Origin of the sequence: Rhizomonospora bruguierae (assembly GCF_018397995.1) — a bacterium.
Taxonomy (GTDB): domain Bacteria; phylum Actinomycetota; class Actinomycetes; order Mycobacteriales; family Micromonosporaceae; genus Rhizomonospora; species Rhizomonospora bruguierae.
In genome coordinates this window covers 1-17,918 of sequence record NZ_BBQH01000060.1, presented here as the reverse complement: position 1 = coordinate 17,918, position 17,918 = coordinate 1, and the positions used below count along the sequence as shown (strand labels likewise).

The following is a 17,918-nucleotide window of genomic DNA, read 5'->3' as shown; positions in this document are numbered from 1 at the left end:
GTGCTGAGCGTGGCCCGGGCGGCGGCGGAGGCGGCCGAGCGGGCGGTCGCGACCGGCGCCGCCGGTCTGTGGGCGGTGGCGCGGGCGGCCGCCGAGGGTGCCGCGGCCGCGCTGGCCCGCACGCCGGAGCAGTTGCCCGCGCTGGCCCGCGCCGGTGTGGTCGACGCCGGCGGCCGGGGGCTCGTGGTGCTGCTGGAGGCCCTGGTCGCGGTCGTCGCCGAAGACGAGCACGCCGCCGGTGAGGAGCGCCCCGCCGGCGAGAAGCACGCCGAGGGTGCGGAACGCGCCGCGGGTGCGGAGGGCGCCACCGGCGAGAAGCGCGCCGCGGGTGTGGAACACGCCGGGGGCGAAGAGCGTGCCACCCACGATCGGGGCGTCGAGGCGCCCGGCGCGGTGGATCCGTCGCCGCACACGTTCCACTCCGGCGCGGGGCCCGGCCGGTTCGGGTACGAGGTGCAGTACCTGCTGGAGGCGGACGGCGCGGCCGTGGCGCGGCTCAGGGCGGCGCTGGCGGGGCTGGGGGATTCGCTGGTCGTGGTCGGCGACGGCGGTGAGCCGCCCACCTGGCACGTGCACGTCCACGTGGACGACGTGGGCGCGGCGATCGAGGCCGGGGTGGCCGCCGGCCGGCCGTACCACATCTCGGTGACCCGTTTCGCGGACCAGATCGCCGAACGGGAGCGTGAACGCGAGCATGACCGGGAGCGCGAACGGGAACGCCACCGGGTGCGCCCGGAGCGGGGCGCCGTCGTGGTGGCGGCGGGCGAAGGGCTGGCCGCCCTGTTCGAGGGGGAGGGTGCGGCGGTGGTGCGGGGTAACCCGTCCCCGGCGGAGATCCTCGACGCGGTCCGCGCCACCGGGGCCGCGGCGGTGGTGGTCCTGCCGAACGACAAGGACGCCCGGGTGGTGGCCGCGGTGGCGGCCCGCGAAGCGCAGGCGACCGGCGTGCGGGTGAGCGTGGTGCCCACCAGCAGCCCGGTGCAGGCGCTCGCCGCGCTGGCCGTGCGGGACCTGGGGCGCCCGTTCGAGGACGATGTGATCGCGATGGCCGAGGCGGCCGGCGCGTGCCGGTCCGCGGAGGTGACGGTGGCGGCCCGGGAGGCGCTGACCGTGGCGGGCCGGTGCCGCCCGGGCGACGTGCTGGGCCTGGTGGAGGGCGAGGTGTACCTGATCGGCGAGCGGGTGGAGCCGGTGTGCCGCGACCTGCTGGATCGGTTGCTCGGCGGCGGCGGCGAACTGGTCACGCTGCTCACCGGCGCGGACGCCCCGGCCGGGCTGGCCGAGGCGCTGACCGCGCACCTGGCGAGCCGGTGGCCGTTCGTGGAGGTGCAGCACTACGCGGGCGGCCAGCCGCACTACCCGCTCCTCGTGGGGGTCGAATGACGAGCACAGCGCCGAGCCGGGGTGCCGAAATGAAGATCACGGTCGACACCCCGCTGAAGACCCCGCTGGGGGACAAGGCGGCCAGGTCGCTCGCCGATCACCTCGACCTGCACACCGCGGGCGACCTGATCTATCACTTTCCGCGCCGGTACGACGAGCGCGGGCAGCACACCGACATCCGGTCGCTGGCGGTGGGCGAGCAGGTGACCGTGCTGGCGCAGGTCCGGGCCACGAACGTGAAGCCGATGCGGGCCCGGCAGGACAAGATGCTGGAGGTCACCGTCGAGGACGGGGCCGGCGGCCTGCTCCTGCTGACCTTCTTCGGCCGGCGCCAGATCTGGCGGGAGCGCGACCTGCGCCCTGGGCGGTGGGGGCTGTTCGCCGGCAAGGTCACCGAGTTCCGGGGCCGGCGCCAGCTCAACTCGCCCGAGTACCAGTTGCTGGCCGGCGAGGACGACGCCGCCGGCGAGGTGGAGGAGTTCGCGGGGGCGCTGATCCCGGTGTACCCGGCCGCGGCCGCCGTGCCCACCTGGGTGATCGCCCGCTGCGTCCGGCTGGTGCTGGACACCCTGGAGCCGCCGGAGGACCCGCTGCCGGCCGCGGTGCGGGCCGAGCGGAACCTGGCGCCCCTGGGGGCCGCGCTGCGGGAGGTCCACCGCCCGTCGTCCCGGGGGGCCCTGATGTCCGCCCGGCGCCGCCTGAAGTGGGACGAGGCGTTCGCGGTGCAGCTCACGCTGGTGCAGCGCAAGGCCCGGTCGGCGTCCTGGCCGGCCAGTCCCCGTCCCCGGCGGGAGGACGGCCTGCTGGGCGCGTTCGACCGGACGCTGCCGTTCGAGCTGACCCGGGGGCAGCGCGCCGTCGGGGAGGAGATCGCGGTGGACCTGGCGTCCCCGCACCCGATGCACCGGCTGTTGCAGGGCGAGGTCGGCTCGGGCAAGACCCTGGTCGCCGCGCGGGCGATGCTCCAGGTGGTCGACTCCGGCGGCCAGGCGGCGATGCTGGCCCCCACCGAGGTGCTCGCCGCGCAGCACTACCGGAACCTCTGCGACCTGCTGGGCCCGCTCGGCCGGGCGGGCGAGTTGGATTCCGCGCCGGAGGCGACCGGGGTGGCGCTGGTCACCGGCTCGCTCGGCGTGGCGGCCCGCCGGTCGGTGCTGGCCCGGGTGGCCTCCGGCGAGGCGGGCGTCGTGGTGGGTACGCACGCCCTGCTGTCCGAGGGTGTCGACTTCGCCGATCTGGGCCTGGTGGTGGTGGACGAGCAGCACCGGTTCGGCGTGGAGCAGCGGGACGCGTTGCGGGCCAAGGCCGCCCAGCCGCCGCACGTGCTGGTGATGACCGCGACGCCGATCCCGCGCACGGTGGCGATGACCGTGTTCGGCGACCTGGAAACGTCCACACTGGTCGAACTGCCGCGCGGGCGCTCACCGATCGCCTCGCACGTGGTCCCGGCCATGGAGAAGCCGGCGTACCTGGACCGGGCGTGGCGCCGGGTCCGGGAGGAGGTCGCCGCGGGGCACCAGGCGTACGTGGTGTGCCCCCGCATCGGCGCCGTCGAGTCCGAAGAGGACGCGCCGCCGGCGGAGCGCGCCGAGAGCGCCCGCCGCCCGCCGCTGGCCGTGCTCGACGTGGCGCCCCTGCTGACCGAGGGTCCCCTGCACGGGCTGCGGATCGGGGTGCTGCACGGCCGGCTCCCGGCCGACGAGAAGGACACGGTGATGCGCCGGTTCGGCGCCGGTGAACTGGATGTGCTGGTCGCCACCACCGTCATCGAGGTCGGCGTGGACGTCCCGAACGCCACCGTCATGATCGTCATGGACGCGGACCGGTTCGGTGTCTCGCAACTGCACCAGTTGCGGGGGCGGGTCGGCCGGGGCAGCGCGCCCGGGCTGTGCCTGCTGGTCACAGAGGCGACCGAGGCGACGCCGGCCCGGGTCCGGCTGGACGCGGTGGCGTCCACAACGGACGGCTTCCGGCTTGCCGAACTGGACCTGGAGCAGCGCCGGGAGGGCGACGTGCTGGGCGCCGCCCAGTCCGGTCACCGGTCGCACCTGCGGCTGCTGTCCCTGCTCAGGGACGAGAAGCTGATCCAGGAGGCGCGGGCTGAGGCGGAGGCCCTGGTGGCGCAGGACCCGGAGCTGACCGGGCACCCCGCGCTGGCCGCCTCCGTCGCCGCCCTGGTGGACGAGGAGCGCGCCGAGTACCTGGGAAAGGGCTAGCGGCCCCGGCGCTGTCAGGTGCGGCGGAGGCGGCCGAGGGCGCGGCCGCCGCGCTGGCGTAGTCGGCGGGCGACGTGGCGCCAGTCCGCGATGACCAGCGTGAGCACGCGCTGCCGGCCGGCCGGCTCCAGCCACGCCATCGACCACAGTGGAGTCGCGATGGGTGAGCGCGCCACGAGGCGTCCGGTGGGGCCGGCGCCGGGCGCGTGCACGGGGACCCGCCGGTCGGGGGGTGCGTCGGCCGGGCCGATCGTGCACTGCCAGCGCCCGGGGGTGAGGCCGGCGCGGGCCAGTGCCCGCGCGTCCAGGTCGGCGCTGACCAGCACGCCGGGGGCTGCTCCGCCGGGCTGCTGGGTCGCCGGGACGGCCAGGATCGGGCCGCCGGCGCCCCGGGTCAGGTAGAGCGTGGGCTGCCCGGCCACCGGCCACCGGCACAGCACGGCCACGGTCAGGTGCCCGCCACGCCCCGGTCGCCAGGCGACGCCCTCGGGGGCCAGTTCCGCGCGCGGGCGTACCGCCTCACCGGCCTTGATGACGAGGGCGTTCGCCGTCAGCGAGATGTCCACCGGTACCCCGGCGGCGAGCGCCGCGCCGAGTTCGGGGTGCGCCTCGGCCGTACCCTCGTCGCCGATCGCCAGCATGGCCCGCCGCTCGCTTCCGCGCACCTTCGTGTGGGCGGTCCAGCGGCCGTCCGGGATCCGGGCGCCACCGTCCACGATGGCCAGATCCACGGTGGCCTCCGGGCCGTCCGGCCCCTGGTGGCCGGCCACCTCGTACTCCCGGCCCGCCGGCCCGGTCAGCACGACGGACCAGGCGAGCCCCGGCTCCCGCAGCGCGGGTACGGCCGGCCGCCACATCACGCGCAGCACGCCGGCCGGGGTGGCGGTGACCTCCGCGCGGCAGTGGTCCAGCGCCAGTTCGCCGGTGATGTCGTAGTACGAGTCGGGCATTCCGTACGCCGGCTCCCGGAAGTACGGGTAACCGGCGTATACCCGGTCGCCCTCGATGACCGGGGCGGCCCGGGTGCCGGACCGCGCGAAGTGCGCCAGCCGGAGCAGTTCGTCGGGGCGGCGCCGGCGGATCAGCGTGGCGCGGATCCGGTCCAGCCGGGGCATCGGCTCCAGCGCCTCGGGCGTCACGTACTCGTCCAGCAGGTCGGCGGCGAGCCCGATGTACCGTTCCCGGGCGTCCGCGGGCAGGTCCGGGAACCAGCGCCGGAACCAGTGCAGGATCTCCATGCTGACCCAGCGCCCCAGCAGGGCGTCCCGGTCCGGGCCGGGCTTGGTGTTCTCCGTGACGGTCCGCATCGCGTCGCCGACGATCCCGAAGAGCCGCTCCGGGTCCGGTTGCTGCCGGGTGAGGTGCTTGTGCCCGGAGCGCAGCACCAGGTAGTAGCAGTCGTAGTCGGCGACGACCGAGATCGTCTTTGCCAGGAAGTAGGCGGGCACCACCAGCGGCTGCTCCTCCGCGAGCCGGACGCCCTCGGCGAAGCGCAGCCCGTTGTCCACGATCAGTGACCGGCGGAACAGCTTCTGCGCGGTGAGGCTCCACACCGCCTGGGTGCTGAGCACGTCGCCGTTCTCCACCGAGCGGCGGAACGGGCGGGTGGGCGCGATCCGGCCCACACCCGCGATCCGGCCGAGCACGATGTCCGAGTCGTTGCGCCGCGCCATCGCGACCATCCGCTCGAACGCCTCGGGGCCGAGGTAGTCGTCCGGGTCGGCGAAGAACAGGTACTCGCCGGTGCTGGCGTCGATGCCCCGGTTGCGGGGGCCGCCCGGCGCGCCGGAATTGGCCTGGCGCAAGGCGTGGACGTTGGGGTGCCGGGCCGCCCACTCCGCCAGCAGTTCCCCGCTGCCGTCGGTGGACCCGTCGTCGACCGCGACGACCTCGATCGCGTCGAAGCCGATGGTCTGGGTCGCGATCGACCGAAGGCATTCGTCCAGGCAGTCCGCGGCGTTGTACACCGCGATGACGACGCTGATCACAGGGGGCGGGGGCACCACGGAACGATAGCGGCACGGCGTGTCGGACGCTGACCCGTCGGCGGGCGAAGGGCCGGCAACGACGGGAGCGCGCCGGCCGGTCTCCCGGTCGACGCGCTCCCGTGACGAGCGTGCGGGGTCAGATCAGGCGGTGAAGGTCACCCGACGCCGCCGCGCGATCACGAACAGCACCGCGCCCGCGGCCAGCAGGACCAGGGCCCCGCCCACCGCGACACTGATCTTCATGCCGGTCTTGGCCAGGCTGCCGCCCCCGCCACCGCAGTTGTCCGGCTTCTCCCAGGCCACCGTCTCGGGCTCGAAGTCCGGGGCGGAGACCACGACCTCCTTGGCCTTCTCGCCGCCGTACACGACCGACTTGGTCTCGCCGGGGGCCACGTCGAGGGTCTTCGCGACGCCCTCGGCCGGGGTGAAGGTGAAGGTCAGCGGGGTGCCGCCCTTCGGGTTGGTCACCTCGATGGTGAGCGTGTCACAGTCCGACTTGGACGCCAGCGACGGCACCTCGCAGTTCTCCGGGAGCGTCCACTTGACGGTCTCCTTGAGCTGCTTGCCGTCGACCAGGACCTTGATCTCCCCGGCGGACTTGGCCGGGACGGTGACCGTGGCGTCCTCGCCCGGCTTGACCGTGACCTTCTCGCTGAAGCCGGCCTTGCCGACGATCTCGAAGTCCGCGGCGGCGCGCGCCTTCTTGGAGTTCGTCACCGTCACGACGACGTCGCCGGAGCAGTCGGAGGTGGCGGTGAAGTCCGGCTTCGGGCTGTCCTTCTCACAGGTGCCGCGAAACTTGACCTTGCCGGTGACGGCCTTGCTCTCCTCGTACGTGTTCTCCCACTTCGAGCGGACGCTGAGCGAGGCGCTGGTCGTGCCGGCCGGCACCTTCTGGGTGGCGGTGATCGGCTTGCCGACGGGGAGCGGGTAGCCGTCGCCCTCGGTGACCGCGATGCCCTCGAGCGCCGTGTCGGCCGGGGTGTGCGAGACCTCGACGAGGCGGAAGTTCTTGACGCCCGCCGGGGCGATGCTGTTGACCGTCCAGGTGACGACCCAGTCGCCGCTGGCCGTGTCGCAGACGGGAACCCCGACGACCTCGGAGTTGTGGGCACTGGCCGGCGCGGCGAAGGCGACGACGCCGGCGAGGCCGAGTGTGGCGGCGCCCGCGACCCCGAGGGCGCGGCGCAGCAGGGACTTGGAACGGTTCACGCGTACTCCTGAGTAGGGGGTAACCAGGCGTACGGCGTAGGGTGACCACCGCCGTCCCTACTGGACGGATGAACGACGGTGCACGACGCCTCCCCACGTCGTAGGCCGGCGGTCAGGCCGGCACGGCGCCCGACTTTAGTGATGTGTGTGCTTGCGTGGCCAAGTCCGTTGGCGCGGCGAGGGGCCGGTATATCGAATCGTTATTGATCGATAACCGAGAGTGTCCGTGCGACTACCATCAGGTGGTCGCGTAGCGTGGTCTCTCAATGACCAGGATCGTGGCGGGGACCCTCGGCGGGCGGCGGATCGCCGCGCCGCCGGGCGGCCGTACCCGCCCCACCTCCGACCGGGTGCGCGAGGCGCTGTTCAGCGCGCTCGACGCGATCACCGACCTGGCCGGCGCGCGCGTGGCCGATCTCTACGCCGGCTCCGGCGCGGTGGGCCTGGAGGCGCTGTCCCGGGGCGCCGACCACGTCCTGCTCGTGGAGAACGATTCACGGGCCGCGCGGGTCATCCGGCAGAACATCGCGGACCTGGGCGCCCGGGAGCGGGCCCGGCTCGTCACCGGCACGGTCGCCCAGGCGCTCGCCGCCGGCCCGGAGGACGGCCCGTACGACGTGATCTTCGCCGACCCGCCCTACGCGGTACCGGAGGGGGAGCTCACCGGGATGCTCGCCGCGCTGGTCGGCGGCGGCTGGCTGGGCCCGGAGGCGGTGGTGGTGCTGGAGCGATCGAGTCGTACACCGGGGCCCACCTGGGTGCCGGGCATCACCGGCCTGCGTAGTCGGCGATACGGGGAGACCTCGCTTTGGTACGGTCGCGGATCATGAGGCGCGCGGTGACTCCGGGCTCGTTCGACCCGGTGACCAAAGGGCACCTGGACATCATCGTCCGGTCCAGCCGGCTGTTCGACGAGGTCATCGTCGCGGTGCTGGTGAACCAGGCCAAGGCCGGGATGTTCAGCGTCGAGGAGCGGCTGGACATGCTGCGGGAGGTGACCGCCGAGTACCCGAATGTGCGGATCGAGTCGTTCCAGGGGCTGTTGGTCGACTTCTGCCGCACCCAGGGCGCCGGGGTGGTGGTCAAGGGCATCCGGGCGGTCAGCGACTTCGACTATGAGTTGCAGATGGCCCAGATGAACATCGGCCTGGCCGGGATCGAGACGCTGTTCATGCCCACCAACCCGCTCTACTCGTTCATCGCCTCCAGCCTCGTCAAGGAGGTCAGCAAGTGGGGCGGCGACGTGTCCGCGCACGTCCCCGACGTGGTGGCGCGGCGACTGGCGGCCCGTCGCCCACAGTGACGACCCGGTGCCGCCGACGGCGGGGCGGCGACGGGACTACGCAAGCGGGCCGCATGATGAGACAGTGGCGACCGCGAACATGGGGTGTCGGTCGAGGAACGAGGCAGAGGTGAGGCGCCGGTGGACCCGCTGGACCGCATCGACGAGATCATCGCCATCGTGGAGGCGGCGCGGTCGGTGCCCATGTCGCGCAACTGCATGGTCGACCGGGGCGAGTTGATCGGCGCCCTCGATGCGCTGCGCGCCGACCTGCCCGCCGAACTGCGCCGGGCGTCCGCGCTGCTGGACGAGCGGGACAAGATCCTGGACGCCGGCAAGCGGGAGGCCGACCGGATCATCAGCGAGGGCGAGGCGGAGCACGCCCGGCTGGTCTCGGTGAACGAGATCACCGTCTCGGCGGAGCACGAGGCGTCCCGGATCGTCGCGGAGGCGCGCAGCGAGGCCCAGCGGCTGCGCGAGGAAGTCGACGACTACGTCGACACCGCCCTGGCCAACTTCGAGCAGTTCCTCACCCGGGCGCTCGCCTCGATCGAGCGCGGCCGGGACAAGATGCACGCGCTGCGCGAGATCGGCACCTTCTCCGCGGAGGAGGCCGAGCGGCCGTTGCCCTTCTGAGGTGCCGGCCGGCGGTGGATCCGGGCTGAGCCGGGGCTGGTTCGACGCCCCCGGCCGGGCCCGGGTAAGCTGTCGTGTCGGCCCTAACCTGGCCGGAGTCTGTCATGCCTGATTACCTTGCGAATCGCCTCGACCCGCGGGCGCCGCTCGTCCTGGACATCCGGGACCTGCCGCGCCGCCCCGGCAGCATGCGCGCGATCGACCGGGTGGTGCCGGCGCCGGCGGACCTCGGTCTGGAGCTGATCGGCGTGCCGGAGGGCGCCGACCTGCGCCTCGACCTGAGGCTCGAGTCGGTCTCCGAGGGCGTGCTGGTCTCCGGCGCGGTGACCGCGCCGGTGACCGGGGAGTGCGGGCGCTGCCTGCGCGAGATCAGCGACACCCTGGCGGTGACGATCCAGGAGCTGTTCGCCTACGCGAACAGCACCACGGACGAGACCACCGAGGAGGACGAGGTCGGTCGGGTGCAGGGCGATCTGATCGACCTGGAGCCGACCGCGCGGGACGCGGTGGTGCTGGCACTGCCGACCAACCCCGTGTGCCGCGCGGACTGCCCGGGGCTGTGCCAGGAGTGCGGCACCGCCTGGGAGGATCTACCGGCTGACCACAGCCACCAGCAGAGCGACCCGCGCTGGGCCGCGCTGCAGAAGTTGACCAGGACTGAGGAGTAGCATCCGTGGCCGTTCCCAAGCGCAAGATGTCGCGCAGCAACACCCGGTCCCGCCGGGCGCAGTGGAAGACCACTGCCGTCGCGACCCAGCCCTGCCCGCAGTGCAAGTCCCCGAAGCTGCCGCACGCGGCGTGCTCGGTCTGCGGGACCTACAACGGCCGCCAGGTCATCGAGGTCTGATTCCGGTAGGCCCTTCGTGACGCGAAACGCGTCCGGAGCGCCCGCCCCACGGCGTGTCCCCGGTGCCCGGGTCGGCAACGGCCTGGGCACCGCGCGGATCGCCGTCGACCTCCTCGGCGGGGATGATGCACCCGCCGTCGTGGTTGACGGCGCTCTGCGCGCCTGCGGCGCGGATCCGGACCTCCAGTTGCTCCTCGTCGGACCCGAAGAGGTCGCCGACGGGGTGATCCTCGCGCTCCCGGCGGCGGACCGGGACCGGGTCGCCGTGCGCCCGGCCGCCGGCGCGGTCGGCATGGCGGACCCGCCCGTCACCGGTGTGCGGGTGGACACCACCGTGCGGGCCGCCGTGGCCGCGGTCGCCGCCGGCCACGCCGACGCGGTGGTCTCCGCGGGCGCCACCGGCGCCACCGTCACCGCCACCGTGCTGGAACTCGGGCGGATGCCGGGCATCCGCCGCCCGCCGCTGGCCGCCACGGTGCCGGCGCTGGCCGGCCCGGTCGTGCTGCTCGACGTCGGGGCGGCCGTCGAGGCCAACGCCGCCACGCTCACCAGTCACGCCGCCGTCGGCGCCGCGTACGCCCAGGTCGTGACCGGGTTGACCGCGCCACGGGTCGGGCTGCTGTCGGTCGGTACCGAGCACGGCAAGGGCGACCGGGCGCGGCGCGGCGCGGACGCCGTGCTGGCCGCCCGCCCGCTGCCGGGCACCGCGCGGTACGTCGGGCTCGTGGAGGGGTACGAGCCCAGCCTGGGTAGCCGCGCCGACGTTGTGGTGACCGACGGTTTCACCGGAAACGTCCTGCTCAAGGGCATTGAGGGCGCGTATGCGCTGGCCGGCGGTTCCAGCGCCGCCCCGCGCGCCGGCGCCCTGCTCGGCGTCAACGGCACCGTGGTGGTCTGCCACGGCGCCGGGGACGCCGCCGACCTGGCGGCCGGCATCCGGCTCGCCGCCCACCTGCACCGGGCGCGGGCCGCCAGCCGGCTCGCCGCCCTGGTCGCCGACCTCGGGGAGGTGTTCCGGTGAGCAAACGTCCACCGATCACGCAGTTGGAGGCCGCCTTCGGCGTGGCCTTCGACCAGGAGCTGCTTCAGCGGGCGCTGACCCACCGCTCGTACGCGTACGAGAACGGTGGCCTGCCCACGAACGAGCGGCTGGAGTTCCTCGGCGACTCGGTGCTCGGGGTGGTGATCACCGCCGCGCTGTTCCACAACCACCCGACGCTGCCCGAGGGGCAGCTCGCCAAGCTGCGGGCCAGCGTGGTCAACATGCGGGCGCTGGCCAGCGTGGCCCGCCAGTTGGGCCCGCGGGGGCTCGGCCCGTACCTGCTGCTCGGCAAGGGCGAGGAGGGTACCGGCGGCCGGGACAAGGCGAGCATCCTGGCGGACACGCTCGAGGCGCTGCTCGGCGCCGTCTACCTCCAGTACGGCCTGGACATCGCCGGGAAGGTGATCCACCACCTGTTCGACCCGCTGATGGCCGACGCGGCCCGGCGCGGCGCCGCCCTGGACTGGAAGACCAGCCTCCAGGAGCTGACGGCCGCCCTGGGCCTGGGCGTGCCCGAGTACCGGATCGACGAGGCCGGCCCGGACCACGCCAAGACGTTCACCGCCTGGGTGGTGGTGGCCGGCGAGCGGTACGGCGGCGTGGACGGGCACAGCAAGAAGGAGGCGGAGCAGCGGGCCGCCGAGGCCGCGTGGCGGGTGCTGTCCCAGGAGCCGGAGTCCGAGGCGGGGGACTCGGTGGTGGAGGCAGCGGCGGCGGACTCGGTGGTGGAGGCGACCGTCCAGCCGCGCGAGGACGCCGTCGAGCCGGCCGATCGGGCGGAGGCCGCGGGTGCCTGAGCTGCCCGAGGTCGAGACCGTCCGGCAGGGGCTGGCCAAGTGGGTGGCGGGGCGGCGGATCGCCGCCGTCGAGGTGCACCACCCGCGCGCGGTGCGCCGGCACCTGCTCGGCGGCACCCACTTCGCCGCGGCGCTCGCCGGCCGCCAGGTGACCGACGTCCGGCGCCGCGGCAAGTACCTGTGGCTGCCGCTGGACAGCGGCGACGCCGTCATCGGCCACCTCGGCATGTCCGGCCAGCTGCTCATGCAGCCGCTCGGCGCCCCGGACGAGACCCACCTGCGGATCCGCTTCCAGTTCGACGACGGCGGCCCCGAACTGCGCTTCGTCGACCAGCGCACGTTCGGTGGGCTGTCGCTCTCCGAGGGCGGGGCGGAGCTGCCGGCCGAGATCGCCCACATCGCCCGGGACCCGCTGGACCCCGAGTTCTCCGACGAGGCGTTCGTGGCGGCGCTGCGCCGCAAGCGGACCGAGGTCAAGCGGGCCCTGCTGGACCAGACCCTGATCTCCGGGGTGGGCAACATCTACGCCGACGAGGCGCTTTGGCGGGCGGGGCTGCACGGCGCCCGCCCGACCGAGGCGCTCACCGGGCCGGCGGCCCACCGGCTGCTGGCCCACGTCCGCGACGTGCTCGCCGAGGCGATCGTGGCGGGCGGTACCAGCTTCGACGCGCTGTACGTGAACGTGGACGGGGAGAGCGGCTACTTCGACCGGTCGCTGAACGCGTACGGGCGCGAGGGCGAGCCGTGCGACCGCTGCGGCGCCCCGATCCGGCGCGAGGCGTTCATGAACCGCTCGTCGTTCAGTTGCCCCCGCTGCCAGCCCCGCCCCCGGTCGGCGGCGGCCCCGGTGCGCCGCCTGCGGACGAGAGAGGCCGGTTAGCGGGCCGGCGCGGTGCGGGCGCGGGGCGTGCCATCACGCCGCACCGGGCGCGAACGGCAGCGCCAGCGTGGGCTCCTGCGCCCGACCGGGCGAGCGGATGCCCCGGTAGAGGTCGTCGTAGGCGTCGAGCATCCGGTCCATGGCGAAGTGCTCGACGGCGCGGCGGCGGGCGGCGGTGGCGAGTCGGTGCCGCAGGCGCGGGTCGAGCAGCAGGCCGGTACAGGCCGCAGCCAGGGCGTCCGGGTCCCCGGGCGGGACCACGAGCCCCGCCTCGCCGACCGTCTCGGCGACCGCGCCGACGTCCGCGCCGACCGTTGCCCGGCCGCACATCATCGCCTCGATCACCGGGTACGGCGCGCCCTCGGCCACGGTGCCGAGCACCGCGACGTGGCTGTCCGCGTACGCCTCGACGCTGGTGCGGACCGGCCCGGTGACCGTGACCGCGGCGCCCAGCCCGCGCCGGGCGATCAGGTCGTGGCAGCCCTCCGCGTACCCGCCCGGCCCCTCCTCGACCGGGTCGTACAGCCGCAGCCGTGCCCCCGGCACGCGCCCGCGTACCCGGGCGAACGCCTCGATCAGGGTGTGCAGGTCGCGGTCGGGCCCGATCCGGCCCACCCAGCCGACCGTGGGCGGGCCACCGGCCTCCGGCAGCGGCGGGTACGCGGCCGGGTCCAGCCCGTTCGGGACTATCGCGATCTTGGCGGGGTGTGCGCCGTGCCGCAGTTCCCAGCGCCGGTTGAACCGGCTCGCCGTGGCGATCGCGGCGGCCTCCGCGTAGCCCAGCCGGGACAGCGTCCGGTAGAACCGCAGCACCGCCGCCCGGACCGCGGGCGAGTCCGGGTCGCCGGCGGTCAGGTACCGCTCCCGCAGGTAGATGCCGTGCTCGGTGAGCAGGAACGGGGTGCCCGCGCGCCACTTGGCCGCCAGCGCGACCAGCAGGGGCAGCCCGGCGCCGACGGCGTGGCACAGGTCCACCTCCGGTGGCGGCGCGGCGAGCGGGCGGACCGCGTGGTCGAGCAGGACGGCGATGCGCTGCGCGTCCCGCGGGCTCAGTGGGGGCAGCGGGAACGTGAAGTCGCCGGTGTCCTCCGTGGACGCCGCGCCGGCCGCCCGCCACGCGTCCGTCAGGATCTCCGCCACCGGTACCCCGTGCAGGGGGTGCCCGGCCGGCGCCAGGTCGGCGAGTCGGCGCAGGCCGTCGCGGAACATCGCGGTGCCGCGTGGCCCGTCCCCGACCAGGCCCCGGCTGAGCAGCGTCGCCGCGGCGGCACCGGCGCGCCGGTGCCGGGCCCGGGACAGCCGCCCGCCGGGCGGGGTGGTGCTCGCGGTCACCGTCATGCTGCGTAGCGCGGCGACGTTGCCGGGTGTCCGGTACGCCGGGCCCGCGCCGCCCGGCGCCGTGCCGGTGACCGAGACCACCTCGTACTCGTGATGGGACAGTCCCGTGCAGAGCCGCTGGCACCAGGCGCCGACCCCGCTGCGGGCGTACGGGTAGGTCGCCTCGGTGAGTAACGCGATCCGCACCGTAACCTCCTCGGCGGCGAAGATCAGGAGCTGACTAGCCGGGCCAACGAACCAGCGGCGAAATAGGCACCGATTCACCCGATGTGCTGCTTTTATTCCCCCGAAAGGTCAGACTGCGCCGAACAGTTGGGTCCAGTAGAGGGTCCCATCGGCCGCGGCCGCGGCGGCGCGGCCGACGCCGATGGCCCTGGCGGTGCAGTTGAGGATGTTGGCCCGGTGCCCCTCGCTGTTCATCCAGCCGTCCATGACGGCCTCCGGCGTCCGGTACCCGGCCGCCACGTTCTCCCCGATCGCCTGGTCGTACCCGGCGGCCCGGGCCCGGTCCCACGGCGTGCTGCCGTCGCTGCCCGTGTGCGACATCGAGTCGTGGTCCGCCTGGTCCTGGCTGTGCGCCTGGGCGGCGGCGGTGAGCCTGGCGTCGACCGCGACCGGATCGCAGCCGGCCTGCTTCCGCTCCGCGTTGACCAGCGTGACCACCTGCGCCTGCGGTCCCTGCACGGCCGCATTGGCCCCGTTGCCGGCGCCCGATCGGGTGGTCGTCCGGGGCGGGGTCGCCGGGCTCGGCGTCGCGCCGGGCGCGGGCGTCGGCTTCGCGGTCTTCTTCGGGACCGGCGGCGTGGTGGGCGTCGGGGCCGGCCGGCGGTCCGCGGCCGGGGCCAGCGAGCCGAACACCGCCACGCCCGTGGGCGTCGGCTCGGCCGGCGCGGCGCCGCTGCTGGAGGAGGAGTCGCCGAAACTGGGCGGCAGCAGCACCGCGCCGACACCGAACACCGCCAGCAACGCGCCCACGAGGCCGGCGAGCCCGAGCACTCCGGGCAGCCGCCGTCCAGCCGGCCGCCGGTGAACACCGGGCTTGGTCATAGGGGCGACGCTAGGCCGGCGCCCCGGCGGGCGGCAACGCGCCTAAGCAAGACCTAAGACAGCGCTAAAGCGGCCCTGAGCAGCAACTCAACCGGGGCGCGGGGGTGTGGTACGCGTGACGCTGCCGCGCCGCAACTTGACGGAGAGCGGGCAAGGACGGAGTATGGAGGTGTCGCCAGTCGCGCCTGACCGTGCCCGTTGTGCATGCCTAGCAGCCCGTTGAGACGTTGGGCATGCCGAGGAGTCCCGGGGGTCGCGAATTGAACTGTGCGCGCGTTTGCCGGCCGACCGGCTGCGCTTGACAAGGAGACGATATGGCGAAGGCCCTCTACGGCCACGTCGGTGGTGCGCCCGATCGGCGCATGCTCGACGAGGTCACCAAGCTGCGTGCCAGGGTGCGGGAGCTGGAGTTCGAGGTCACCCGGCTGCGCGCCGAGAACGACCGGCTCGCGGCGGCCGCCCAGCGGGATGACCTGCTGCGGTTGCCGGAACCGGCGCTGACCTGACCCTTCCCGCCCCCACCATCCTGAATACGCACCGCATCCAGCGCGCCGACACGACCGTGGCGGCGCGCAGTTCTTTCTCCGGGCCCGCCATCCCGGGTTCCCCCGGATTTCTCCGGGCCGCGCGCTTTGCCCGAAGCCGGCGTACGCCCTTCGTGCCCTTTCGATCCGCTTGACGCGTTCCGCGGGTGCGTCGCGCACGGAGCGGGTAACACCAGCCGGGTAACCTCCCCCGTGGCAGCCTTGCTGGTCGCCCAACCGGGCCGGCCGACCGCGCCGACGAACCGTTTCGGAGACCCGTGCACCTCAAGAGCCTGACGGTGAGGGGCTTCAAGTCCTTCGCCTCCGCGACAACGTTGAAGCTGGAGCCGGGCATCACCTGCGTGGTGGGCCCGAACGGCTCCGGCAAGTCCAACGTCGTCGACGCCATCGCCTGGGTGCTCGGCGAGCAGGGCGCCAAGGCGCTGCGCGGCGGCAAGATGGAAGATGTGATCTTCGCCGGCACGGCCGGCCGGGCGCCGCTCGGGCGCGCCGAGGTCACCCTCACGATCGACAACACCGACAACGCGCTGCCGATCGAGTACACCGAGGTCTCGATCACCCGCCGGATGTTCCGCTCCGGCGAGAGCGAGTACGAGATCAATGGCAACTCGTGCCGGCTGCTGGACATCCAGGAACTGCTCTCCGACTCCGGCATCGGTCGGGAGATGCACGTCATCGTCGGACAGGGCCAGTTGGACGCCGTGCTGCACGCCAAGCCGGAGGACCGGCGGGCGTTCATCGAGGAGGCGGCCGGCGTCCTGAAGCACCGCAAGCGCAAGGAGAAGGCGCTGCGGAAGCTGGACGCGATGCAGGCCAACCTGAACCGGCTCACCGACCTGACCGCCGAGCTGCGCCGCCAGCTCAAGCCGCTGGGCCGGCAGGCCGAGGTGGCCCGCCGCGCCCAGGGCATCCAGGCCGACCTGCGTGACGCCCGGCTGCGCCTGCTCGCCGACGACCTGTACACGCTGCGCACCACGCTGGACAAGGAGGTCGCCGACGAGGCGGCCCTGCGCGCCCGCCGGGAGCAGGTCGAGGCGGAGCACGAGACGGTCCGCGAGCGGCTCGGCCTGCTGGAGGCGGCGCTGGCCGAGGACGCCCCGCTGCTGGCCGCCGCCCAGGACGCCTGGTACCGGCTGTCGACGCTCCAGGAGCGCTTCCGCGCCACCGAGCAGCTGGCCAGCCAGCGGCTGCGCCACCTGTCCGCCACCCCGGAGGACGAGCACCCGGGCCGTGACCCGGACCAGTTGGCCGCCGAGGCCGAGCGGGTCCGCGAGCAGGAGGAGGCGCTGCGGGCCGCGCTCGCCGCCGACCAGGCCCGGCTGGCCGAGGCGGTCCAGGGCCGCCAGCAGCTGGAACGCCAGCTCGCCGAGGCGGAGCGGGCGCTGGTCGCGGCGGTCAAGGCGATCGCGGACCGGCGCGAGGGGCTGGCCAAGCTCACCGGCCAGGTCAACGCCGCCCGGACCCGGACCAGCACCGCGGCCGAGGAGATCTCCCGGCTCGCCGCCGCGCACGCCGACGCGCTGGGCCGGTCGCAGCGGGCGCAGGCCGAGTTCGAGGCCGCGTCCGACCTGTCCACCGAGGCGGACCGGGACAACGCCGACCTGGACGCCCGGCACGCCGAGACGGTCGCCCGGCACGACGCCGCATCCGCGACCGTCCGGCAGCTCTCGGACGCCGAGCGCGCCGCCGAGAAGGAGGCGGCGAGCTGGAAGGCGCGCGAGGAGGCGCTCGCCCTCGGCCTGCGCCGCAAGGACGGTGCCGGGGCCCTGCTGGCCCGCGCCGACCAGGTACCCGGCCTGCTGGGCAGCGTCGCCGCGCTGCTGACCGTGGAGCCGGGGCACGAGGCCGCGCTTGCCGCGGCGCTCGGCGGCCTGGCGGACGCGGTCGCGGTGGCCGGCGTGGACGAGGCCGCCGAGGCGATGCGGCTGCTCAAGATCTCCGACGCGGGCCGCGCCGCGCTGCTGGTCGGCGGCGCCGCCGGCCCCGGCATGATCGGCTCCGCGGACGCGCTGCGCCCCCAGCTCCCGCCGGGGGCCGTCTGGGCGCCGGACGCGGTCCGGTGCGACGACGCCCTGCGCCCCGCGGTACACCGGGCGCTGCGCGACGTGGCCCTGGTGCCGGACCTCGCCGCGGCGACGAAGCTCGTCACCGACAACCCGGAACTGCGCGCGGTCACCCCGGACGGCGACGTCCTCGGCGCGTACCGGGCCGCCGGCGGCTCCGGCAAGCAGACCAGCTACATCGAGGTGCAGGCGGCGGTCGAGGAGGCCCGCGCCAAGCGGAGCGCGGCCGAGGAGCTGGTCGCCGAGCTGCGTGAGCGGCTCGCCGACGCGCGGGCCGAGGTGGCCGAGCACAAGGAGGCGGTGACCCAGGCGGCCGCCGCGATGCGGGCCGCCGAGGGCGAGCGCAACGCCGCCGCCCGGCGCCTGGCGGAACTCGGCGCCGCCGCCCGCTCCGCCGCCGCCGAGACCGAGCGGCTGGCCGCCGCCCGCCAGCGCGCCGAGGAGGCCCGCGACCGGGACCTGGCCGGCCTCACCGAGCTGGAGGAGCGCCTGCGGCTGGCCGAGGCCACCCCGATCGACGCCGAGCCCAGCACCGACGAGCGGGACGAGCTGGCCGGCGCGCTGCCGCCGGCCCGGCAGAACGAGATGGAGGTCCGGCTCGCGGTGCGCACCGCGGAGGAGCGGGTCTCCTCCCTCGCCGGC

At 74.7% G+C, this 17,918-nt stretch carries 16 protein-coding genes; 12 read left to right on the top strand and 4 right to left on the bottom strand.

The annotated features are described in order from the left end of the window. A partial coding sequence (locus tag KJS59_RS24895) for a DAK2 domain-containing protein (protein ID WP_213455394.1) occupies positions 1–1,383 on the top strand: 1,383 nt, incomplete at its 5' end. Between the two features lie 29 nt (positions 1,384–1,412). Beyond that, on the top strand, positions 1,413–3,599 hold the full coding sequence (recG, locus tag KJS59_RS24890) for an ATP-dependent DNA helicase RecG (protein WP_213455393.1): 2,187 nt from the start codon (positions 1,413–1,415) through the stop codon (positions 3,597–3,599). Positions 3,600–3,613: 14 nt separating this feature from the next. Here recG and KJS59_RS24885 read toward each other — a convergent pair whose 3' ends face one another. Then, entirely contained in the window at positions 3,614–5,602 is a 1,989-nt protein-coding gene (locus KJS59_RS24885; RefSeq protein ID WP_213455392.1) for a glycosyltransferase, read from the bottom strand. Between the two features lie 126 nt (positions 5,603–5,728). Further along, positions 5,729–6,799 (bottom strand): EGFR-like transmembrane domain-containing protein, encoded by a 1,071-nt coding sequence (locus KJS59_RS24880; RefSeq protein WP_213455391.1) that lies wholly within the window; start codon positions 6,797–6,799, stop codon positions 5,729–5,731. Positions 6,800–7,065: 266 nt separating this feature from the next. On the opposite strand from KJS59_RS24880, the gene rsmD reads away from it, so the two are divergent. From rsmD to mutM, 8 genes are all read left to right on the top strand, one after another. Further along, positions 7,066–7,629, top strand: a complete 564-nt coding sequence (gene rsmD, locus KJS59_RS24875; protein ID WP_213455390.1) for a 16S rRNA (guanine(966)-N(2))-methyltransferase RsmD — start codon at positions 7,066–7,068, stop codon at positions 7,627–7,629. Continuing rightward, positions 7,626–8,102: a pantetheine-phosphate adenylyltransferase gene (gene coaD, locus KJS59_RS24870; RefSeq protein ID WP_213455389.1), complete on the top strand. Its 477-nt coding sequence runs from the start codon at positions 7,626–7,628 to the stop codon at positions 8,100–8,102. The genes rsmD and coaD overlap by 4 nt, the downstream gene beginning before the upstream one ends. A gap of 120 nt (positions 8,103–8,222) precedes the next feature. Beyond that, positions 8,223–8,717 carry an SPFH domain-containing protein gene (locus KJS59_RS24865; protein ID WP_213455388.1) on the top strand — a complete coding sequence of 165 codons (495 nt, stop codon included), beginning with the start codon at positions 8,223–8,225 and terminating at the stop codon, positions 8,715–8,717. Positions 8,718–8,821: 104 nt separating this feature from the next. After that, the gene (locus KJS59_RS24860) at positions 8,822–9,385 is read left to right on the top strand and encodes a YceD family protein (RefSeq protein WP_213455387.1); all 564 of its coding nucleotides are present in this window, start codon (positions 8,822–8,824) and stop codon (positions 9,383–9,385) included. Between the two features lie 5 nt (positions 9,386–9,390). Further along, entirely contained in the window at positions 9,391–9,564 is a 174-nt protein-coding gene (gene rpmF, locus KJS59_RS24855) for a 50S ribosomal protein L32 (protein WP_213455386.1), read from the top strand. An 82-nt stretch (positions 9,565–9,646) separates the two neighbouring features. Next, positions 9,647–10,585, top strand: a complete 939-nt coding sequence (locus tag KJS59_RS24850; RefSeq protein ID WP_213455395.1) for a phosphate acyltransferase PlsX — start codon at positions 9,647–9,649, stop codon at positions 10,583–10,585. Beyond that, positions 10,582–11,403, top strand: a complete 822-nt coding sequence (rnc, locus tag KJS59_RS24845; protein ID WP_213455385.1) for a ribonuclease III — start codon at positions 10,582–10,584, stop codon at positions 11,401–11,403. Before KJS59_RS24850 ends, rnc begins: the two co-directional genes overlap by 4 nt. Further along, a complete protein-coding gene (mutM, locus tag KJS59_RS24840) occupies positions 11,396–12,283 on the top strand; it encodes a bifunctional DNA-formamidopyrimidine glycosylase/DNA-(apurinic or apyrimidinic site) lyase (RefSeq protein ID WP_213455384.1) in 888 nt (295 codons plus the stop codon). The genes rnc and mutM overlap by 8 nt, the downstream gene beginning before the upstream one ends. 33 nt (positions 12,284–12,316) lie before the next feature. Here mutM and pelF read toward each other — a convergent pair whose 3' ends face one another. After that, positions 12,317–13,807 carry a GT4 family glycosyltransferase PelF gene (gene pelF, locus KJS59_RS24835; RefSeq protein ID WP_213455383.1) on the bottom strand — a complete coding sequence of 497 codons (1,491 nt, stop codon included), beginning with the start codon at positions 13,805–13,807 and terminating at the stop codon, positions 12,317–12,319. Between the two features lie 108 nt (positions 13,808–13,915). Beyond that, positions 13,916–14,668 carry a CAP domain-containing protein gene (locus tag KJS59_RS24830; protein ID WP_213455382.1) on the bottom strand — a complete coding sequence of 251 codons (753 nt, stop codon included), beginning with the start codon at positions 14,666–14,668 and terminating at the stop codon, positions 13,916–13,918. 314 nt (positions 14,669–14,982) lie between these two features. Between KJS59_RS24830 and KJS59_RS24825 the strand changes: the two genes are divergently transcribed. Beyond that, positions 14,983–15,174: a hypothetical protein gene (locus KJS59_RS24825; RefSeq protein ID WP_213455381.1), complete on the top strand. Its 192-nt coding sequence runs from the start codon at positions 14,983–14,985 to the stop codon at positions 15,172–15,174. Positions 15,175–15,470: 296 nt separating this feature from the next. Further along, a partial coding sequence (smc, locus tag KJS59_RS24820) for a chromosome segregation protein SMC (RefSeq protein ID WP_213455380.1) occupies positions 15,471–17,918 on the top strand: 2,448 nt, incomplete at its 3' end.

Coding starts and splice junctions, on each gene's coding strand:
- KJS59_RS24830 (WP_213455382.1), bottom strand. CDS start 14,668: ATGACCAAGCCCGGTGTTCACCGGCGGCCGGCTGGACGGCGGCTGCCC.
- recG (WP_213455393.1), top strand. CDS start 1,413: ATGAAGATCACGGTCGACACCCCGCTGAAGACCCCGCTGGGGGACAAG.
- KJS59_RS24860 (WP_213455387.1), top strand. CDS start 8,822: ATGCCTGATTACCTTGCGAATCGCCTCGACCCGCGGGCGCCGCTCGTC.
- KJS59_RS24825 (WP_213455381.1), top strand. CDS start 14,983: ATGGCGAAGGCCCTCTACGGCCACGTCGGTGGTGCGCCCGATCGGCGC.
- coaD (WP_213455389.1), top strand. CDS start 7,626: ATGAGGCGCGCGGTGACTCCGGGCTCGTTCGACCCGGTGACCAAAGGG.
- rsmD (WP_213455390.1), top strand. CDS start 7,066: ATGACCAGGATCGTGGCGGGGACCCTCGGCGGGCGGCGGATCGCCGCG.